The organism is Geomonas subterranea (assembly GCF_019063845.1).
Lineage (GTDB): Bacteria > Desulfobacterota > Desulfuromonadia > Geobacterales > Geobacteraceae > Geomonas > Geomonas subterranea.
Genome location: NZ_CP077683.1, coordinates 313,463 through 331,260, shown reverse-complemented (window position 1 = coordinate 331,260; position 17,798 = coordinate 313,463). Strand labels below are relative to the sequence as shown.

Below are 17,798 nucleotides of genomic sequence, written 5' to 3'. Positions count from 1 at the left end.
CTCTTGCAGTGCTTTCAATGATAAACGAAGCGTTTTTATAGTCAGGAATTGGTCCGGGCATGGCTGCTCGCGCATCAAGTCAATCGTTATGGTATCGAGACCGACTGTCTTGCATGCTTGCCTGAGGTGTGGGTGGACGTAGGACAGACCACTCACCGCGTGATGAGCGATACTATGGCAAACGCTGCTGAGTCTTTTCATTGAAGGCATTTTTTCTCTATTTATCAACGGTGCTCGGCGTGACCTGCGCGACGGGTTTTGCCGCGTCAGTGTCTACGCCGGTGTTGGGTGTGACTCTTCCTCGGGTGCCGCATAGCACGAAATGCACAACTCGATGCCTAGACGTCCCATCTGGAGCAGTAGGTTTGGTGGGAGACAGTAGCTTTGTGCAAAAACGGGAGGTTCAACATAAATAGCGAAATCGAGTTGGGTCCCTTCATTTCCCGGAAATTCAGCTAAGCGTTTCAGCTCATTCTCATGCTTTTCCAAAAACAGCAGCGCATCATGCGTCTGGCTCTTCTCATCACCAAACTCCGCGTCACTTACCCCCACATTGAAGGAAGAGGTTTCGCAAATTCGGCCCTTCGGGTTTGAAACAGGGAATTTCGGTTCACCGCGCCGAAAGATCGCACACGGCGTGAGACTGCTTGTGGCAAGGAAGGAATCGACATCAAAATTTAAACCGCCTGCTCTCAGTGTACAACTCATGTATTCTTTAGCCTCTCAATGGTTTCTTCTGTTAGTACTTGAATTTCATCCCTGTTCTCTCCGAATAAATCCGTTTCGTTCGAGTATTCAACAATTTCAAATTTGTCATATAGCCACGCATGATCCGTCGTCCAATCGTACTCCCCATTCGTACCTACTAACCACACACAGTCGAGACCATCCTGCTTCGAGTAGTAGCCTATAATTCTTATTTCGCCTTTCTCGTGACCTTGCCGTCGTGCATGGGGCCACAGTTTCTTGAGGCGCACTATTGATCTTGGAGGGATTGGATTCATTTCTATTTTTCTTCACCCAACGGTGTCGAGGCGCACCAGCGCGTCGGCGCCTGCGTGCCGCCGAGTGGTTAGGCTAATCCTTTATAATCGCCGCGCAACTCTGCCCACTCGTCATCCCATTTGCCGGGTGCCAAGTTGGCATGGATTTTCTTGTCTATGAGTTTCTTCTCGACTAGTCGTGTCTTTAAGGTTTTCTCGCCTTTTGTCTTCATCTTTTTAGCAGTTTCATGGAATGCCTGGAAAAAGGCCCACGCCCCGACGTTGCCCCAATGGTCGTTCTCAAAGTCAATTGAGTTTTCGATTTGGTTTTTTATTCTGCTGAGCGTAGGGAACATGTAACCGTTTTCCCCTGATGGAAAACCGTCGGAAATGTCAACTTCCTCGGGCCATAGCTCAATGATGCGATTGTATAGCTCTTCAAATTTCATTTGTTCCTGCCTAACGGGCTGCGGGTGAGCGGCGGAGCGGCTTTGCTTTCTTAGGCTCTTATCCGCTTACACCGGCCCGCGGAGTCCGTCTCCACCCGTGTGGTTGGCACTTTACAATCCCGCTTCAGATTAATTGTCCCTGACCCCTTGGGGGTAACGGGTTCTATTCAATTCCCTTCACCATTCACCATACTCGCTACTGCTGATCAACAAGGAAATATCCGACGTTTCATCAAGCCACTGATATCGGACGTCAGCCTTTGGTTCTGTAAATGGCTCTAACAGTCCAGAAATTCTTGTCCAACTCTCTGATGACAGCAAGCATTCTAGTGTGTTCTTCTCGCTGCACTTCCTTATCCCGATATCTTCATGATGCAAGCGGGCAAATAACTTACAGCCGTTCACCGACTCGATATCTGGCAAACTGTGAATTGCTACTTCATTGGTATGTCCACTGGCGAGCTGATCGAAAACTGAAATGAGAAGAGCAGCTGAGCCAGGTTCATTTCCATAAATCCGGAGAAGTGGGCAGTCCGGGGAACCACTTTCGATGAAGTCTATTTTCATGGCCTTCTCTTTTATTAGGCTCCGGCCCCGCGGCCAACGTCTCAAGGCGCACCGGCGGAGCGCTAGCGGAGACCGCTGCCGCCGCTGGTTGAGCTTGTCATTACACTTCGACGCAGAAAGCCCTTAAACTCAAAATGACTGATTATATGAATGACTGCAAATAGTACTGCCCAAAAGGAAAGGTATATAATCGCAGAGGCTAATTTCCCCTCCGTGTACCATTGAATTCCAGCCAGCCAAGCAACACAAAGCATTGAACCAATGAGGTAATTTTTCAGTTTCAGCTGGCATTTCAGCGAAATTCCATTTTCAGTCCTCTCAATAATGATTCTTCCGAAAGATATCCCAGCAATAGGTTTCCGTGCCATCGAGCTGAAGAAATCTTGTTTAAAAGTGATGCCATCATCTGTTTTTTCAGCAAAAGCTCCAGACCGATATAATTAGTGGTAAAGTTCGTTTTTTATGGCGTCTATTGAAGGCTCACCCTCCGTCCGAATCTCGATCCCGCAACTTCTTTCAAAAAGAAACATTCTTATCCCTTTTGTCATCTCTCTTGCTCAACGTCGTGGGGCGCACCAGCGCGTCAGCGTCTGTGTGCCGCCTCCTTGTTGGATGTTTTAGCTTTTCGCTGGTAGTGAGATTTTCTCCGCCAGCATCCTGAGTATTTCATCGTACTGTTCTATTGAATCCATGATGTAAATCTTCGTTTTTTTGGACTCAATGACCAAATCGTTTGGAAGGCAAAATCTACTGCGTGAAAACGGGGTCGCAATTTTATCATATTTGGTGCGGGTAACGTCCTGCCACAGTATCAATCTATCACTCCAGACACCTTCATCCTGATGCCGTTCTCTAGAATTGTTATCTTTTGTTTTGATTTTATGAATATGAACACCGGTGGAAGGAACGTCAGCAGGTGAAAAGTGACCACAATGGCTTTAATTGCCGGATCAAGATCATGCGTCAATGCAAAATAGCTTAGATAAAATCCTGCGATCGGAAACAAAGCCACAATTGCCATATCAAACACGAAGCTACTCAACCTATAGGAGTACTCTTTCTCGGTCATCAACAAGCCCCATTTATCTTTTAGTCATCCAACGGGTTGCGGATGACCGGCGGAGCGTTCAACTTGTACCGGCGTCCTTCCACTCTTTACTCACCGCAGAGACCGCGTCTATCCGTGTGGTTGGCAACTACGCAATCCCACGTGCTTGTCCATTAAATCTGCCCGCCCGATATGGGTGGGTTCGAGTATTTTCCAGCGTCCGATCTGGATTGTGAGTGGAGGTGCTGTTAGTGCCAAAGTACCATATAAATTATTTGTACAAATGTTAACAGCAGACAGGCTACCATCGTGTAACCAGCAATCAGTAACAAACCGTCCTTTAAATTAACAAGGTGGCGTAAAATAAACTGAATAAGTTTGGCTGTTTGAGGGATTGAATAACAATACAGCCGGCCATCCAACTGCAACTGATCGAGAAGACACTTATGCTTTGCGTTCAATCTGAACATCGTAAGGTAAAATGCCAAGTTCCCGACTATGATGGTCATGATGAGGGATGTGAACATGCTATCTATCCTTACTGCTGCCATGTCTTCAATTCTTGACCAACGCCTTCAGGGTGAGCGGCGGAGCGGCTTAACTCTTATTGACTTTTATTGGCTCTTACTGCCCCGCGGAGTCCGTCTCCACCCGTTTGGTTGGAATTTCTACTGTTTAACCCTTCTACACTGTAGATACCGGTAAAGGATGTATGCCATAATGGCCGTGCACTCACCCCTTTTGACCAGGAATCATAGCTTGGGTAGTTAAAAAACTCGCCGCTGAGTGGGTCAGCATAGGCATATTTGCCAGTGTGATTCACGATATATTGGTATTGTGAACAAAGTTTATACCCAGTGATCAAAATGACTAGGCAGCTAATTATTGCCACTATTCTCTTTTCTATACACAAGATCACAATGATAAGACACAATGAAGTTAGCAGGCTTTGATATGCTGGATTGCTGGATGCTTGCGATTTCAACTGAACAATCATGCCCATGGGAAGGGCAAAAAAAGTGATTACACCTGCCGAAATTGCGATGAGTAGTCGATTCCAAAAAACATTTTTCAATGTCTTTCGCCCAAACCTCGCCGTCACGCCTACGGTCGCAACCAATAACAAGATCATTCCAGCTACATGAATTTCGTCTGGTTTCATTATTTCCTGTTCCAACGGGGCTGCGCTTGACCTGCCGGGCAGCCTTATCGCCCGGTCATGGTCTGAGCGCATGGTTGGCTATCTCTCTCTGTCTTGAAGTCGCGTTATTCCGCGACTGGCCATAATCTCTTCAACCTTCTGTATTTGCTCAGAATTAAAATAGTACCCAAAGCTTGCCAATACTGATGTCCCAAAACGTGTTGCGTACCTCACTTCAGGAAACCATCCTTTATTTGCTGTTATAAAAAGTGACTTTTTCTTCTCTTTTGATGCTTGTCCAGTTGTGAGAAAACCACTACTTGACTCCCAAGCATAACCGCATAAATCTTCATACTTCGCTGATATCAATGCATTTCCTGCAATTCCGACTTCTGTAAAAATAAGAGAGGAACGATTCTTCTTGATAATTAAGAGAGTGGCAGCAGCATAACCAACTGTGGCTATTACAGACACTGCAGCAAATATTTTAATAAATGCATCAGTGTCCCGAAATCGATGGTTAATAATGTTGTAGACTGAGCCACCAATGAACATGCAGTACAGAAGCGTCAATGTGCCCACCATGAGCCCTTTAGTAAACTTTGACAATGGCATGCCCTCCGCCTCAACTGTCAACAGTTTGGAAGCGGTAAGAATCTCTCGGCGCTTTATCGTTCCAGGTAATCCGATAGTCATGACCTTCCTTCTTTTCAGCCAACGCCTGAGAGTACAGCGGCATGGCCGCTGTTACGACTGGTTGATCTCTTACCTCTCGTTTTTACTGGCCCCACAAACACAACTCATATCTTCCGCTCTCCTGTATGAGGTGCCAGGCCAACGGCTCTAAAGGCACAACAGAGACGCTGCTGAATACCATTCCGAAGAAACCAGCTGGTGTAGTGAATCTAATGATTATTGAGTGAAACTCAGGCTCATCATCCATAAACGCTTCTGAACCACGGTAGTTATTTTTGAAATCTTCTATGTATTCTGTCAGCGTATCTATTTCACTGTACGCAAACTCCAAACCATTACTGTCTGTCAGCGGATCGTTAAGGTCATCTATCCGTTGTCCCTCCATGGTTAACCAAACGACATCCTTGAAGATACACTCAAATGATGTATTTACATATTGGAAGTCTTCTTCTTTGGTACGAATGTTTAGTGCATCCACTTTAAAGGTTACGTTTCTGTTTCCGTCAAAGATTTTCAAGTCGTAAATGTCGCCGTCGTGGAAAAAGTCATTGCCAAAAAATTTCAGCAGATCGCAGTCTTTGTTTAGGTTCAGGGATTTGACGTGGGAGGAATATCTATCGAAGGCGTCATCTACCTCTTGCTCGTCCTCAGAATCGACATTTTTTATGCGAAATTTCAACTCATTCATTCCTTCTCCTCATTTCGATGATCAACGGCGTGGTCGGTGACCGGCGCAGGTTTATCGCGACCGGTCCACTGGCCTTGTTGGGTATATGCTCTTGCCGATGTAGTTTACAGCGTGCTCATATACCTTGCCACTTCTGGATACAAGACGCGCATAGCAGTTACTGCAATAGTCATCACGGAATTCTTCAGTGAACTCGAATGTCAGCTCAATTCTATCGATGTCATTTATCGTGAATCCCTCTGCTTTTACAATCTCTTTTAATCTCTCTTGCAGTGCTTTCAATGATAAACGAAGCGTTTTTATAGTCAGGAATTGGTCCGGGCATGGCTGCTCGCGCATCAAGTCAATCGTTATGGTATCGAGACCGACTGTCTTGCATGCTTGCCTGAGGTGTGGGTGGACGTAGGACAGACCACTCACCGCGTGATGAGCGATACTATGGCAAACGCTGCTGAGTCTTTTCATTGAAGGCATTTTTTCTCTATTTATCAACGGGTTGCGGATGACCGGCGGAGCGTTCAACTTGTACCGGCGTCCTTCCACTCTTTACTCACCGCAGAGACCGCGTCTATCCGTGTGGTTGGCACCTACGCAATCCCACGTGCTTGTCCATTAAATCTGCCCGCCCCATATGGGTGGGTTCGAGTATTTTCCAGCGTCCGATCTGGATTGTGAGTGGAGGTGCTGTTAGTGCCAAAGTACCATATAAATTATTTGTACAAATGTTAACAGCAGACAGGCTACCATCGTGTAACCAGCAATCAGTAACAAACCATCCTTTAAATTAACAAGGTTGCGTAAAATAAACTGAATAAGTTTGGCTGTTTGAGGGATTGAATAACAATACAGCCGGCCATCCAACTGCAACTGATCGAGAAGACACTTATGCTTTGCGTTCAATCTGAACATCGTAAGGTAAAATGCCAAGTTCCCGACTATGATGGTCATGATGAGGGATGTGAACATGCTATCTATCCTTACTGCTGCCATGTCTTCAATTCTTGACCAACGTGGTGCCCGGTTCACCGGCCTCAAGGCCGCGTGCAACCGGCTGGTTGGAAGCTCGATTTCATTACTCAAGGGCAGATTTATCGGGGGTCTTCACCCTCTCCAGTGTTCCATACTGCGTCGAATTGCTGTCATAAGTCGCTTTAACAGCCCTTTGATTTACAGTCTCTAGGATTTTATAATAATCTCTAAAAATCCTTGCTTCTATTTGAATTGCTCCGTGTTGATAGTTTTCATCAATAATCCACTGGCCATCAATATTATGTTTATTCGGGTCTGTTGAATAATGGAGAAAGGTCGTCAAACCGCAATCGACTGATGAGCGCCATGTTGAAACTGAATATATGGCATCCCACTCACAACATTCATTTTTATTGGCAGCCCAATCAAAATGTCCCTTCCCTGAAATACCTCGTTGAAGCAATTTTATTCCTGTGTCATCGACAATTATTAGAGGCGATGGAACTGACCAACATAATACAGCGCCAACAATGCAAATAAGGGCAAAGACAGCTTTGATCAAATCAAAGTTTGGACTGATAAAAACGATAATTGCCCCCGCCACTAAGATGACGCTGGCAATTCGAATCCAGAAAATATTGGCTTTGAATATCGTATCTGTCATTTTATCTTCCAACTACTTATTAGTGGGAAATTGCCGCCATCCCTCCAACGCCGGGGGCAACATAACTTACACACATAAACAACATTGACGTAAGGTGCTGATATGGCACACTGTGAAAGTCGTAATTCGTGCCAATTGGGGGGATGGCCAGAAAACCGGCCATCCTCCCTTCCCCTCTCTGCAGCGGGAAGACGCACCACCTGTAATAACTTTCATTTGCCACAACAAATCCATCGCAATATATAGAGATCCTCTATACATGTCAAAGGCGAAGTGATGAATGGTATTCCTGAACCGGTGGTGTCGGCATTCTTGCATCTTCTGACGCAGTCGCGGGTCCCACCTGCGCTGCATGCGGAGTACCTGCAGTGGCTAAGATATTATCTTGATTTTTGCGAGAGGTATTCTCCACCTGAGTCCAAATCAGACCGGGTGCGGCTGTTTTGTGAGAAATTGAAGGAGAGAAACCGGACAGCGAATCAGCGACAACGTGCGGCCCATGCTGTTTCTATATACTTTACCCTCTTAAAGAAAAAGGAGCGCCTCGCCCCCGGGCCTCCTGACGCTATCCCCACCCCCCAACCTGCCGAAACCTTTCCAGAGTCCTCCCCTCAGGCCGCTGTCATCGCGCCGGCCCATAGCCTGCCAGCAACGCGATCACTGCTTCGCACCTCAAACTACGTTGAGGCGGGATACCAGGTTAAATCAGATTCACCAGAGTGGGACGATGTACTGGCGGTACGCGGTCACGCAAGCCTGAAGACGACCATGATCTACACCCACTGCGTCCCCGTGCTTACGCTGCAGGCACCGAAAAGCCCTTTGGACTTTTAACCGCCTCAACTCATGCTGTACTAAGGTGAAGTAGTGAACGGTGCTGCATGTGCTGCAATGAATGATGCTGATTTGAAGAGAGGATCCAGCGTAGAAAGGAAGGCGACAAGACCCAAAAACTTGGTCCGACGATGGGGGCGTGATGAAAGGAGCCTAAAGCGCGGTCATGCTGACGAAGTTGCACCAACCGTTTAGGAGTTCAGTTCACGTTTTCCGATTTTGTCACCGCGTTTTCCGATTTCAGGGGGACGTTTTCCGATTTCAGGGGGACGTTTTCCGATTTTAGGAGGACGTTTTCTGATTTTAGGGGAACGTTTTCTGATTTTAGGGGGACGTTTTCTGATTTTACTGTGACATTTACTGATTTCGTCTCGACGTTTGCCAGTTTACCGGCAATGCTCGCAAACCGTTGTGGTAGGTTGGGAGGGAGTGCCACCACCGGCCGTCACGGCGCCTCGTGACGATGGGGGTGGTGGCACTGTAGAGATTTTAGATCGCCATCATGCTGATGAAGTTGGACCAGGGCCCTGTGTCACTGGCACCCACAGCCCTGATCCTGAAGTAGTAGAGTCTGCCGGGCGTGAGACCGGTTATTTCGATCCGGTTGATCTTACCTGAGGTCGCGTGGTGTCTCCAGCTGGCCTCCGTGAGGGGGTCGCTTTCACAAACCCATATCTCGTAACTCCTGGCACCCTTCACAGCGGATCCGCGGACAATGATGCTGCGCCCGTCGTATGCCATCCTGAAGTTCTCCGGCACCGAGAGACCCGCGGCCGAAGGGCGCTTACCGGCAGTCTGATGCACCAGTCCCAGTTTTTGCGGGATCGTCGGGTCGTGCTTGCCGGTGAGATTCGCCATGCCGTTGACCAGGCTCATCTGTGCGATGAGGTCGTTACGGGCCGCCTCCAGTTCCGCCTCCTTGTCATGGGCGCCGTCCACAACCTGGTGGAAGAGACTGCGGTGCCGGTCACGGGCCCCTTGTAACTTCTCCTGATTCGGCAAGAGCGCATAGATGCTTTGCATGATGGAGGGATCCTTGCTCAAGCTGGTGAGGAGGTCGTCGGATGCGCGGATGATTTCGTCATCCTTCCCCCCGCCGTCACGATTTTTACCCATGTCTTTGTCCTCCGCTCGATGAATTAGAAAACTCCAATACAGTAACATGCGGAACGGTCATTTCAAGAGGATATTTTCCAGACGAGTCCTCCCCTGCCCCCCTTCGCGCAAAGGGAGAGACAAAGGCCGGGCGAATGATTATTCGCCCCTACGGTGGAAGGAAGACGGGAAAAGTCAAGCGGTGCAGGGGCGGGTTAGCTTGCCGCGGGCGCCAAAAAAGGGGAGCGAGTCACAGACTCACCCCCCGCGTCGACTTTGGCTCGGGCATGATCCGCCTTGCCGACCTTACAGCTTGAACTTGCCTACGATGCGCTGCAACTCGCCGGAGAGCTCGGAGAGCCGGGAGGCGGACTGGGCGGAGTCCTGGGCGCCGCTGGCGGTCTCCTGGACCACGGCGGTCACCTGCTGGATGTTGTTGGTGATCTCGCCGGTGGTGGCTCCCTGCTCCTCGGCGGCGGTGGCGATCTGGCTCACCTGGGTGGTGACATCGTTCACCTGCTCCAGGATCTTCTTCAACGCCCCCTCCAACTGCTCGGCCTCGACGGCGCCCTGCTCGGTGCCGCGCACTCCTTCCTCCATGGAGGTGATGGCGTCCCTGGTCTCCAGCTGGATCGCCTTGATCATGTCGCCGATCTCCTTGGTGGCGCGGGTGGTGCGCTCGGCAAGGGCACGCACCTCGTCGGCAACCACCGCGAACCCGCGCCCCTGCTCCCCGGCCCGCGCTGCCTCGATGGCGGCATTGAGCGCAAGGAGGTTGGTCTGGTCGGCGATGTCCTCGATGGTCGCCACGATGGCACCGATCTGTTCGGAGCGCTCGCCCAGCGAGGAAATCCGGTCGGCGTTCTGCCTGGTCATCCGGCCACGGTGACGGATACCCTCCACCGTGCTGGAGACCACCTTGAACCCTTCCTGGGTGGTATCGGCGGCGTGCTGCGCGCTGTCGGCGGCACGGTGACAGTTGCTGGCGATGTCGGCGGCGGTGGCGGCCATCTCCTCGCTGGCGGTGGCCACGGTGGCGGTCTGCCCGGCCACGGATTCGGCGCCGACCGAGATGGACATGGAGGTGGAAGTGAGCGCGTTGGACTCGGAGGCGAGTGACCTGGAGGCGGAGGCGATCTGCGAAATGATGCTCCCCATGTTCTCGACGAAGGTGTTCAGCTTCTCGGCCAAGAGCCCGATCTCGTCGCGGCGGTGACCGACGTCGACCCGCTTGGTCAGGTCCCCCTCCCCTTCCGCAAGGTCCGCCACGCGGTGACAGAGGACACCCAGCGGGCTCAAAAGACTCCTGACGATGAAGAAGATCACTGCGATTCCCGCGGCGAGGAAGATGGCGCCGATGGCCATGAGCGCCTCCACCTGGCGGTTGACCGGCGCGAAGACGTCGGCCTTGTCCGCGGTGACGCAAAGGTACCAGTCCGCGGCGGGTATGCGCGCGTAGGAGGCTGTCTTGGCGACATCCCCCATCCGGTACTCGAAACTCCCCGTGGGCTGGGCCGAGAGCCTGGCGCTCAGGTCGTCGAGCCCGCTGGTGACTTCCTGGAACTTCTTCTTGAGCACCAGTTCCTTCTTCGGGTGCACCAGGATCTTTCCGGTCTTGTCCATGATGAAGGCGTAGCCGGTGCTGCCGACCTTCACGTTGAGAACCTGCTTGATGACCTCGTCGAGCATGATGTCGGAGCTGAGCACGCCGGTGAAGCTCCCCCCGGAAGTGATCGGCGCGATGAAGGAAATGATGGTTTTGCCGGTCTGGGCGTCCACGTACGGCTCGGTCTGCGACACCTTCATCTCAGACTTTGCCTTCTCGTACCAGGGCCTCTTGCGATGGTCCCAGCTGGCGTCGGGAACCCAGCCGTCGGAGGAGACAAAGAGGCCGTTCTCGTAACCGGGATATACGGTGGAGAAGCCGCCGGCACCGGCCAGAAGCTTGATGAGGCCCGTGAGGTACTCCCTGGACTGGCCGGACTCCCTGGAGAGCTCCTTGGCGCCCGCGGAGATGATGGCCTGCTTGCCCAGCAGCCACGAGTTGACGCTGGCAGCGTTGTCGCCGGCAATAGTCTGCTGGGAGGCGCTGACCATGCTTCCCATGATCTTGCGCGAACTGGTGGCGGCGGTGACGATCAGGGCGACGATCGCTATGGCGAAAGCAATAACTACCGTCACGTTGACTTTGTTTCTCAGGTTCATAAGCCACCTCTCACAATCTTACTGAAGGAAAGTTTCATCCATATTGTTTCGGCGCCAAGAGCAACACGCTTGAGGACTATAAGGGACAGCCCCGCCAGATTGGCAAAAAATAATGCAAGAGCCGCCGCCTTATGGTGCCACTGACATCAGATGGTCTTGCAAGCCGCAGATTTGATAGATAAGCTGCATCCATGCCACCAACAAGCACTCCCCAGCGCCAAAACCGCCGCAACCGGCAGCTGCACCTTCTCCTCCTCGCCGCCGCGCTCTCCCTCTGCACCGTCATCTGCGCCCAGGCGGCCCGGGCCGCCGATCCCGCCCCGTCGCTGGTCATCGTCGGCGGCGACCGGAGCTACCCTCCCTACGAATTCCTGGACAAGGACGACAGGCCCAGCGGCTACAACGTGGAACTCACCCGCGCCGTGGCCCGCGTGATGGGGCTCAAGGTGGACATCCGCCTGGGGGCATGGTCGCAACGGCGCCAGGACCTGGTCAGGGGCGACGTCGACCTCCTGGAGGGGATGTCGTACTCGGATGAGCGCGCCAAAAGCGTCGACTTCTCGCCGCCGCACACCATCGTGCACCACTCCATCTTCGCCCGCAAAGGGGGGAACAGGCATCCGACCCTGGCGGACCTGCGCGGCAAGGAGGTCCTGGTGCTGAACGACGGCATCATGCAGGAGTTCCTGGCGGCGAATCGCGTCGGCGCCAAGGTGGTGCCGGTTCCGACCCACGCCGACGTGCTCCGCTCGCTGGCCTCCGGCAAGCACGATTACGCGGTCATGGCAAAGCTCCCCGGCCTCTACCTGATCAGGGAGCTGGGGCTTTCCAACCTGGAGGCGGTGGGTGACCCGGTCTCCGCCCAGCAGTACTGCTTCGCGGTGAAAAAGGGGAATGCGGCGCTTCTGGCCCGCTTCAACGAGGGACTCGCCATCCTGAAGAACACCGGGGAGTACCAGAGGATCTACAACAGGTGGCTTGGCGTGCTGGAACCGCCGGGGCTTTCCTGGAGCGAGGTGTTCAGGTATGGCGCGATCGTGGTGTTGCCGCTCATCCTCCTGGCGGGAGGCTCGGTGCTCTGGTCGCGCGCCCTGCGCCGCGAAGTGGCCGCCCGCACCGCGGAGCTGACCCGCGAGGTGGAGGAGCGCCGCCATGCCGAGGAGGAGCTGAGAAACCGGCAACAGCAGCTGGTCCAGGCCGACAAGATGGCGGCGCTGGGGATCCTGGTCTCCGGGGTGGCGCACGAAATCAACAACCCCAACGGCCTGATCCTGTTGAACCTGCCGGTGGTGATGGAGGCCTTCCGGGACGCGGAGCCGATCCTGGAGGAGTACTACGAGAAAAACGGCGATTTCGAGTTCGGGGGGCTCTCCTATCGCCGGATGCGCGAGGCGCTCCCCAAGCTGATGCAGCAGATGCAGGAGGGGTCGCGGCGGGTGAAGCTGATCGTCGAGGACCTCAAGGATTTCGCACGCCAGCAGGAACCGGGGCAGACGGCGGAGCTCGACCTGAACGAGACGGTGCAGGCGGCGCTGCGCCTTCTGGCCAACCTGATCGAAAAGAGCACCGAGCATTTCATAGTGAGCCTAGGGGACGGTATCCCGAAACTAAACGGCAGCGCCCAGCGTATCGAGCAGGTGGTGGTGAACCTCCTGGTGAACGCCTGCCAGGCGCTCCCCTCCCCCGACCGGGGTATCGAGCTGGCCACCTGGTTTGACCAGGAGCACAGGCAGGTGGTCCTGGAGGTGCGTGACCAGGGGACCGGAATCGCGCCGGAGCACCTGGCGCACCTCACCGATCCCTTTTTCACCACGAAACGGGAGAGCGGCGGCACGGGGCTCGGGCTGTCCGTGTCGAGCGGCATCGTCAAGGAGCACGGCGGCGAACTTTCCTTCAGCTCCGTTCCCGGCGCGGGCACCACGGCCCGCCTCACCTTCACCGTGGCCGACAAGGAGTCCGCACCATGAACACGACCCTCTACCCATCCTTTGGCATCCTGCTGGTGGACGACGAACCGGACTGGCTCTACTCCATGAGCATCACCCTGGAGCGCGCCGGGCTCACCAACATCCTCACCTGCGCGGACAGCCGCGAGGCCCTGAAGATGATGGCGGAGCAGACGGTGGGCGTGGTGCTGCTCGACCTCACCATGCCGCATCTCTCCGGCGAAGAGCTCCTGGAGCGGATCGCCGAGGAGCACCCCGAGGTGACGGTGATCATCGTGAGCGGGCTGAACCAGCTGGAGACCGCGGTGAACTGCATGAGAAGCGGCGCCTTCGACTACTACGTGAAGACCTCGGAGGAGGGGCGCATCGTCAAGGGGGTGAAGCGGGCGGTCCGGGAGAAGGAACTGCAGCTTGAGAACCGGGAGCTGAGAAACCGGTTCCTCTACGACCGGCTCGAGCACCCGGAGGCGTTTGGCGACATCGTCACCGGCGACAAGGGGATGCGATCCATCTTCCAGTACGTCGAGGCGGTTGCCCTCTCCTCGCAACCGATCCTCGTGACGGGAGAAAGCGGCGTGGGTAAGGAGCTCATCGTGGCGGCGCTGCACCGGCTGTCGGGGCGCAAGGGGGAGCTGGTGGCGGTGAACGTGGCGGGGCTCGACGATGCCATGGTTTCGGACACCCTGTTCGGGCACGTCAAGGGCGCCTATACCGGCGCGGCCGAGGCGCGAAAGGGGATGATCGAGCAGGCAGCCGACGGGACCCTCTTCCTGGACGAGATCGGGGACCTGAGCCTGAGCTCCCAGGTGAAGCTCCTGCGGCTGTTACAGGAGGGGGAATACTACCCGATCGGCAGCGACCGCCCGCGCCGCATCCGGGCGCGCGTGGTGGTGGCGACGCACCAGGACCTGGCGGCGCGGCAGGCGGCGGGGGAGTTCAGAAAGGATCTCTACTACCGGCTGCGGGCGCATCACCTGCACATCCCCCCCTTGAGGAAGAGGAAGGAGGACCTGCCGCTGCTATTGGATCACTTCCTGGAGCTGGCCGCCAGGGAGTTCGGCAAGAAGAAGCCGACCCTCCCGAAAGAGCTCACCGTGCTCCTTTCCACCTACGATTTCCCCGGCAACGTGCGCGAGTTGAAGGCGATGGTCTACGACGCGGTGAGCCTGCACCAGGGGGGGGTCCTTTCCATGGAGGCGTTCGTGCGCGCCATCGGCGAGCGCCCGGTGCAGTCGGCCGCGGAGCAGCCGTCGGAGCCTTCGGAGAACCCTTTCTTCGGCGTGGAGCGGCTCCCCGGGTTCACGGAGGCGATCGATCTCCTGGTGGCCGAGGCGGTACGGCGTGCGGAGGGGAACCAGTCCATCGCGGCCAGGCTTTTGGGGGTGTCGCAGCCCACGCTGAGCAAGAGGTTGAAGCAGCAGCGGGGTTAGGGGCGATATGAAAAGGGGTTTTCGCGCAGGGTACGCGTGGGAACAGTTAGATGACGAGGGGCAGTCCCGCATGCCTGCAGCGGCACCGTTAGGCCATTTCGGGGGGCGAATGATTATTCGCCCCTACAGGTCGTCCCCACCTACGTTTTGGTTGTCTGCGACATCTGTCCATGTAGGGGCGAATGATTATTCGCCCCCAACAGGTCGTCCCCACCTACGTTTTGGTTGTCTGCGGCATCTGTCCATGTAGGGGCGAATGATTATTCGCCCCCAACAGGTCCTCGCCCCACCTACCTTTTTGGTTGTCTGCAACATCTGTCCTTGTAGGGGCGAATGATTATTCGCCCCCAACAGGTCGTCCCCACCTATGTTTTGGTTGTCTGCGACATCTGTCCATGTAGGGGCGAATGATTATTCGCCCCCAACTGGTCGTCGCCCCACCTACCTTTTTGGTTGTCTGCAACATCTGTCCTTGTAGGGGCGAATGATTATTCGCCCCCAACAGGTCCTCGCCCCACCTGCGTTTTTGGTTGTCTGCGACATCTGTCCTTGTAGGGGCGAATGATTATTCGCCCCCAACAGGTCCTCGCCCCACCTGCGTTTTGGTTGTCTGCAACATCTGTCCTTGTAGGGGCGAATGATTATTCGCCCCCAACAGGTCGTCCCCACCTACGTTTTGGTTGTCTGCGGCATCTGTCCATGTAGGGGCGAATGATTATTCGCCCCCAACAGGTCGTCGCCCCACCTGCGTTTTGGTTGTCTGCGACATCTGTCCTTGTAGGGGCGAATGATTATTCGCCCCCAACAGGTCGTCCCCACCTATGTTTTGGTTGTCTGCGGCATCTGTCCATGTAGGGGCGAATGATTATTCGACCCCAACAGGTCGTCGCCCCACCTACGTTTTGGTTGTCTGCGACATCTGTCCTTGTAGGGGCGAATGATTATTCGCCCCCAACAGGTCGTCTCCCCACCTGCGTTTTTGGTCGTCTGCGACATCTGTCCATGTAGGGGCGAATGATTATTCGCCCCCAACAGGTCCTCAGCCCACCTGCGTTTTGGTTGTCTGCGACATCTGTCCTTGTATGGGCGAATAACCATTCGCCCGCCTCACCGGAACAACGCAACACAAGGGGTATGCTCCCGGGCATAGTATGCCGATTGTCATACATCGCCCTAACCGGCCGAAGTTGCTCATCATTCCTCGCTTACACCTTCCCCCCTATTACCTGCGGCATACCCCTCACGAGGGCCAGCGCCCTCCAGTTGCCACGACAACCAGCCGTTTCTCCGCTATTTTCTTCCCGGCGCCCTTCCTGGCATCACCGATGCTATGTAACCGCCGTGGGCGATGCAACGCCCGACCATCTCAGAGGGGAGAATCATCATGTTCTGGCTAGAATTCGTAGTGGTATTGGCAGCTATCTTCGTCGGAGCCCGGCTGGGCGGCATCGGCCTGGGCGTCATGGGAGGGCTCGGCCTCGCCGTCCTCACCTTCCTCTTCCACCTGCAGCCGACCGCGCCCCCCATCGACGTGATGCTGATGATCGCCGCGGTGGTCACGGCCGCTGGCGTTCTGCAGGCGGCAGGGGGGCTCGACTACCTGGTCTCCCTCGCGGAAAGAATTCTCAGGAACAACCCGGACCGCATCACCTTCCTGGGCCCGATGGTCACCTACTTCTTCACCCTGTTCGCGGGCACGGGGCACGTGGCCTACTCGGTGCTCCCGGTCATCGCCGAGGTGGCGCGCGAGACCGGCGTCCGCCCGGAACGCCCCATGTCGATCTCGGTGATCGCGTCCCAACAGGCCATCACGGCTAGCCCCATCGCGGCCGCGACCGTGGCTCTGCTGGGACTGCTCGGCGGCTCGGCCGCCAAGTTCGGCTTCAACGTGGAACTAATCGACATCCTGAAGGTCTGTATCCCCTCCACCCTGATCGGCGTCATCATCGCCGCCTTCGTCTCCAACAAGCTCGGCAAGGACCTCGACAAGGATCCGGAATACCAAAAGCGCCTGCAGGAAGGGGTGGTTCCTCCTCCGCGTAACGCGGGCGCGGACAGCGCCAAGGTGAACGAGGCGATCAAAAACACGCCGGCGAGCGCCAAGGTTGCGGTGGCCCTGTTCCTGGTGGGAACCATCCTCGTGGTGCTCTTCGGCTCCTTCCCGCAACTGCGCCCGGAGTGGAGCGTGGGAAGCGACACCAGGATCAGCCATATCGTGGTGAAAAGCGAGACCGAGGCGAAGCAGGTGCTCGCCCAGTTGAAATCGGGCGGCAACTTCTCCGACGTCGCCAAACAGTGCTCCATCGACGCCACCGCGACGGCCGGCGGCGACCTCGGCTGGCAGGCAAAGGGTAAGATGATCCCCGAGTTCGAGAAGGCCTGCGCCAAGCTGAAAAAGCCGGGCGACCTCACCGAGGTCATCAAGACTCCGTTTGGCTACCACGTCGTGAAGTTCGACGACAAGCGCCCCGCCCAGAACAAGGAGAAGATGGGGATGCCGCATGTGATCGAGATCGTCATGCTGACCATCGCGGCGCTCATGCTCCTTTTGTGCAAGGTGAAGGTCTCCCGCGTGGTCGAGGGGAGCGTGTTCATCGCCGGCATCCAGGCGGTCATCGCCATCTTCGGCATCGCCTGGATGGGTGACACCTTCTTCCAGGGGAACATGGAGTTTCTGAGCGGCTCCATCAAGGGGATGGTCACCACCGCCCCCTGGCTCTTCGCCTTCGCGCTCTTCGTCCTCTCCATCCTGCTCTACAGCCAGGCCGCGACGGTCCGGGCGCTCATGCCGCTGGGGATAAGCCTCGGCATCCCGGCGCCGTTTCTGATCGCCATGTTCCCGGCGGTTAACGGCTACTTCTTCATCCCCAACTACCCGACCGTGGTCGCCGCCATCAACTTCGACCGTACCGGCACCACCGGTATCGGGCGCTACGTGTTGAACCACAGCTTCATGATCCCGGGGCTGGTCGCCACCTTCTCGTCCATCGGCATCGGGTTCCTGCTGGTGAAGCTGATGTTCTAGGGAGAAAACTGACGACAAACCTGTAGGGGCGAATGATCATTCGCCCGCCTTTACCGCA

At 55.1% G+C, this 17,798-nt stretch carries 14 protein-coding genes; 4 read left to right on the top strand and 10 right to left on the bottom strand.

Features of this window, described 5'->3' with window-relative positions; genetic code table 11:
• Positions 1-273 precede the first annotated feature (273 nt).
• The 8 genes from KP001_RS01395 to KP001_RS01360 form a co-directional block, all read right to left on the bottom strand.
• Complete coding sequence (locus KP001_RS01395; protein WP_217287810.1) at positions 274-708, bottom strand: hypothetical protein; 435 nt, start codon at positions 706-708, stop codon at positions 274-276.
• Between the two features lie 364 nt (positions 709-1,072).
• Positions 1,073-1,432, bottom strand: coding sequence for a hypothetical protein (locus KP001_RS01390; RefSeq protein WP_217287809.1), 360 nt, complete (start codon positions 1,430-1,432; stop codon positions 1,073-1,075).
• 177 nt (positions 1,433-1,609) lie between these two features.
• Positions 1,610-1,999 (bottom strand): hypothetical protein, encoded by a 390-nt coding sequence (locus tag KP001_RS01385; protein WP_217287808.1) that lies wholly within the window; start codon positions 1,997-1,999, stop codon positions 1,610-1,612.
• 811 nt (positions 2,000-2,810) lie between these two features.
• Positions 2,811-3,068: a hypothetical protein gene (locus tag KP001_RS01380; RefSeq protein ID WP_217287807.1), complete on the bottom strand. Its 258-nt coding sequence runs from the start codon at positions 3,066-3,068 to the stop codon at positions 2,811-2,813.
• Between the two features lie 583 nt (positions 3,069-3,651).
• Positions 3,652-4,209 (bottom strand): hypothetical protein, encoded by a 558-nt coding sequence (locus KP001_RS01375; protein WP_217287806.1) that lies wholly within the window; start codon positions 4,207-4,209, stop codon positions 3,652-3,654.
• 78 nt (positions 4,210-4,287) lie between these two features.
• The gene (locus KP001_RS01370; RefSeq protein WP_217287805.1) at positions 4,288-4,884 is read right to left on the bottom strand and encodes a hypothetical protein; all 597 of its coding nucleotides are present in this window, start codon (positions 4,882-4,884) and stop codon (positions 4,288-4,290) included.
• 82 nt (positions 4,885-4,966) lie between these two features.
• Positions 4,967-5,572: a hypothetical protein gene (locus tag KP001_RS01365; protein WP_217287804.1), complete on the bottom strand. Its 606-nt coding sequence runs from the start codon at positions 5,570-5,572 to the stop codon at positions 4,967-4,969.
• Between the two features lie 1,072 nt (positions 5,573-6,644).
• Positions 6,645-7,205 carry a hypothetical protein gene (locus KP001_RS01360; protein ID WP_217287803.1) on the bottom strand — a complete coding sequence of 187 codons (561 nt, stop codon included), beginning with the start codon at positions 7,203-7,205 and terminating at the stop codon, positions 6,645-6,647.
• Between the two features lie 276 nt (positions 7,206-7,481).
• Here KP001_RS01360 and KP001_RS22330 point away from each other — a divergent pair, with 276 nt between their 5' ends.
• Positions 7,482-8,039, top strand: coding sequence for a phage integrase N-terminal SAM-like domain-containing protein (locus KP001_RS22330; protein ID WP_217287802.1), 558 nt, complete (start codon positions 7,482-7,484; stop codon positions 8,037-8,039).
• 489 nt (positions 8,040-8,528) lie between these two features.
• Here KP001_RS22330 and KP001_RS01350 read toward each other — a convergent pair whose 3' ends face one another.
• Positions 8,529-9,155, bottom strand: coding sequence for a fibronectin type III domain-containing protein (locus tag KP001_RS01350; RefSeq protein WP_217287801.1), 627 nt, complete (start codon positions 9,153-9,155; stop codon positions 8,529-8,531).
• 285 nt (positions 9,156-9,440) lie between these two features.
• On the bottom strand, positions 9,441-11,339 hold the full coding sequence (locus KP001_RS01345; protein ID WP_217287800.1) for a methyl-accepting chemotaxis protein: 1,899 nt from the start codon (positions 11,337-11,339) through the stop codon (positions 9,441-9,443).
• A 191-nt stretch (positions 11,340-11,530) separates the two neighbouring features.
• On the opposite strand from KP001_RS01345, the gene KP001_RS01340 reads away from it, so the two are divergent.
• The 3 genes from KP001_RS01340 to KP001_RS01330 all read left to right on the top strand — a co-directional run bounded on the left by KP001_RS01340 (position 11,531) and on the right by KP001_RS01330 (position 17,740).
• Positions 11,531-13,306 (top strand): transporter substrate-binding domain-containing protein, encoded by a 1,776-nt coding sequence (locus KP001_RS01340; RefSeq protein ID WP_217287799.1) that lies wholly within the window; start codon positions 11,531-11,533, stop codon positions 13,304-13,306.
• The gene (locus KP001_RS01335) at positions 13,303-14,715 is read left to right on the top strand and encodes a sigma-54-dependent transcriptional regulator (RefSeq protein WP_217287798.1); all 1,413 of its coding nucleotides are present in this window, start codon (positions 13,303-13,305) and stop codon (positions 14,713-14,715) included. Before KP001_RS01340 ends, KP001_RS01335 begins: the two co-directional genes overlap by 4 nt.
• 1,384 nt (positions 14,716-16,099) lie before the next feature.
• Complete coding sequence (locus KP001_RS01330; protein WP_217287797.1) at positions 16,100-17,740, top strand: anaerobic C4-dicarboxylate transporter; 1,641 nt, start codon at positions 16,100-16,102, stop codon at positions 17,738-17,740.
• Positions 17,741-17,798 lie beyond the last annotated feature (58 nt).

Bases quoted from the DNA above. Each gene is read 5' to 3' on its own strand.
- KP001_RS01395 (WP_217287810.1), bottom strand. From the start codon at position 708: ATGAGTTGTACACTGAGAGCAGGCGGTTTAAATTTTGATGTCGATTCC.
- KP001_RS01390 (WP_217287809.1), bottom strand. From the start codon at position 1,432: ATGAAATTTGAAGAGCTATACAATCGCATCATTGAGCTATGGCCCGAG.
- KP001_RS01385 (WP_217287808.1), bottom strand. From the start codon at position 1,999: ATGAAAATAGACTTCATCGAAAGTGGTTCCCCGGACTGCCCACTTCTC.
- KP001_RS01380 (WP_217287807.1), bottom strand. From the start codon at position 3,068: ATGACCGAGAAAGAGTACTCCTATAGGTTGAGTAGCTTCGTGTTTGAT.
- KP001_RS01375 (WP_217287806.1), bottom strand. From the start codon at position 4,209: ATGAAACCAGACGAAATTCATGTAGCTGGAATGATCTTGTTATTGGTT.
- KP001_RS01370 (WP_217287805.1), bottom strand. From the start codon at position 4,884: ATGACTATCGGATTACCTGGAACGATAAAGCGCCGAGAGATTCTTACC.
- KP001_RS01365 (WP_217287804.1), bottom strand. From the start codon at position 5,572: ATGAATGAGTTGAAATTTCGCATAAAAAATGTCGATTCTGAGGACGAG.
- KP001_RS01360 (WP_217287803.1), bottom strand. From the start codon at position 7,205: ATGACAGATACGATATTCAAAGCCAATATTTTCTGGATTCGAATTGCC.
- KP001_RS22330 (WP_217287802.1), top strand. From the start codon at position 7,482: ATGAATGGTATTCCTGAACCGGTGGTGTCGGCATTCTTGCATCTTCTG.
- KP001_RS01350 (WP_217287801.1), bottom strand. From the start codon at position 9,155: ATGGGTAAAAATCGTGACGGCGGGGGGAAGGATGACGAAATCATCCGC.
- KP001_RS01345 (WP_217287800.1), bottom strand. From the start codon at position 11,339: ATGAACCTGAGAAACAAAGTCAACGTGACGGTAGTTATTGCTTTCGCC.
- KP001_RS01340 (WP_217287799.1), top strand. From the start codon at position 11,531: ATGCCACCAACAAGCACTCCCCAGCGCCAAAACCGCCGCAACCGGCAG.
- KP001_RS01335 (WP_217287798.1), top strand. From the start codon at position 13,303: ATGAACACGACCCTCTACCCATCCTTTGGCATCCTGCTGGTGGACGAC.
- KP001_RS01330 (WP_217287797.1), top strand. From the start codon at position 16,100: ATGTTCTGGCTAGAATTCGTAGTGGTATTGGCAGCTATCTTCGTCGGA.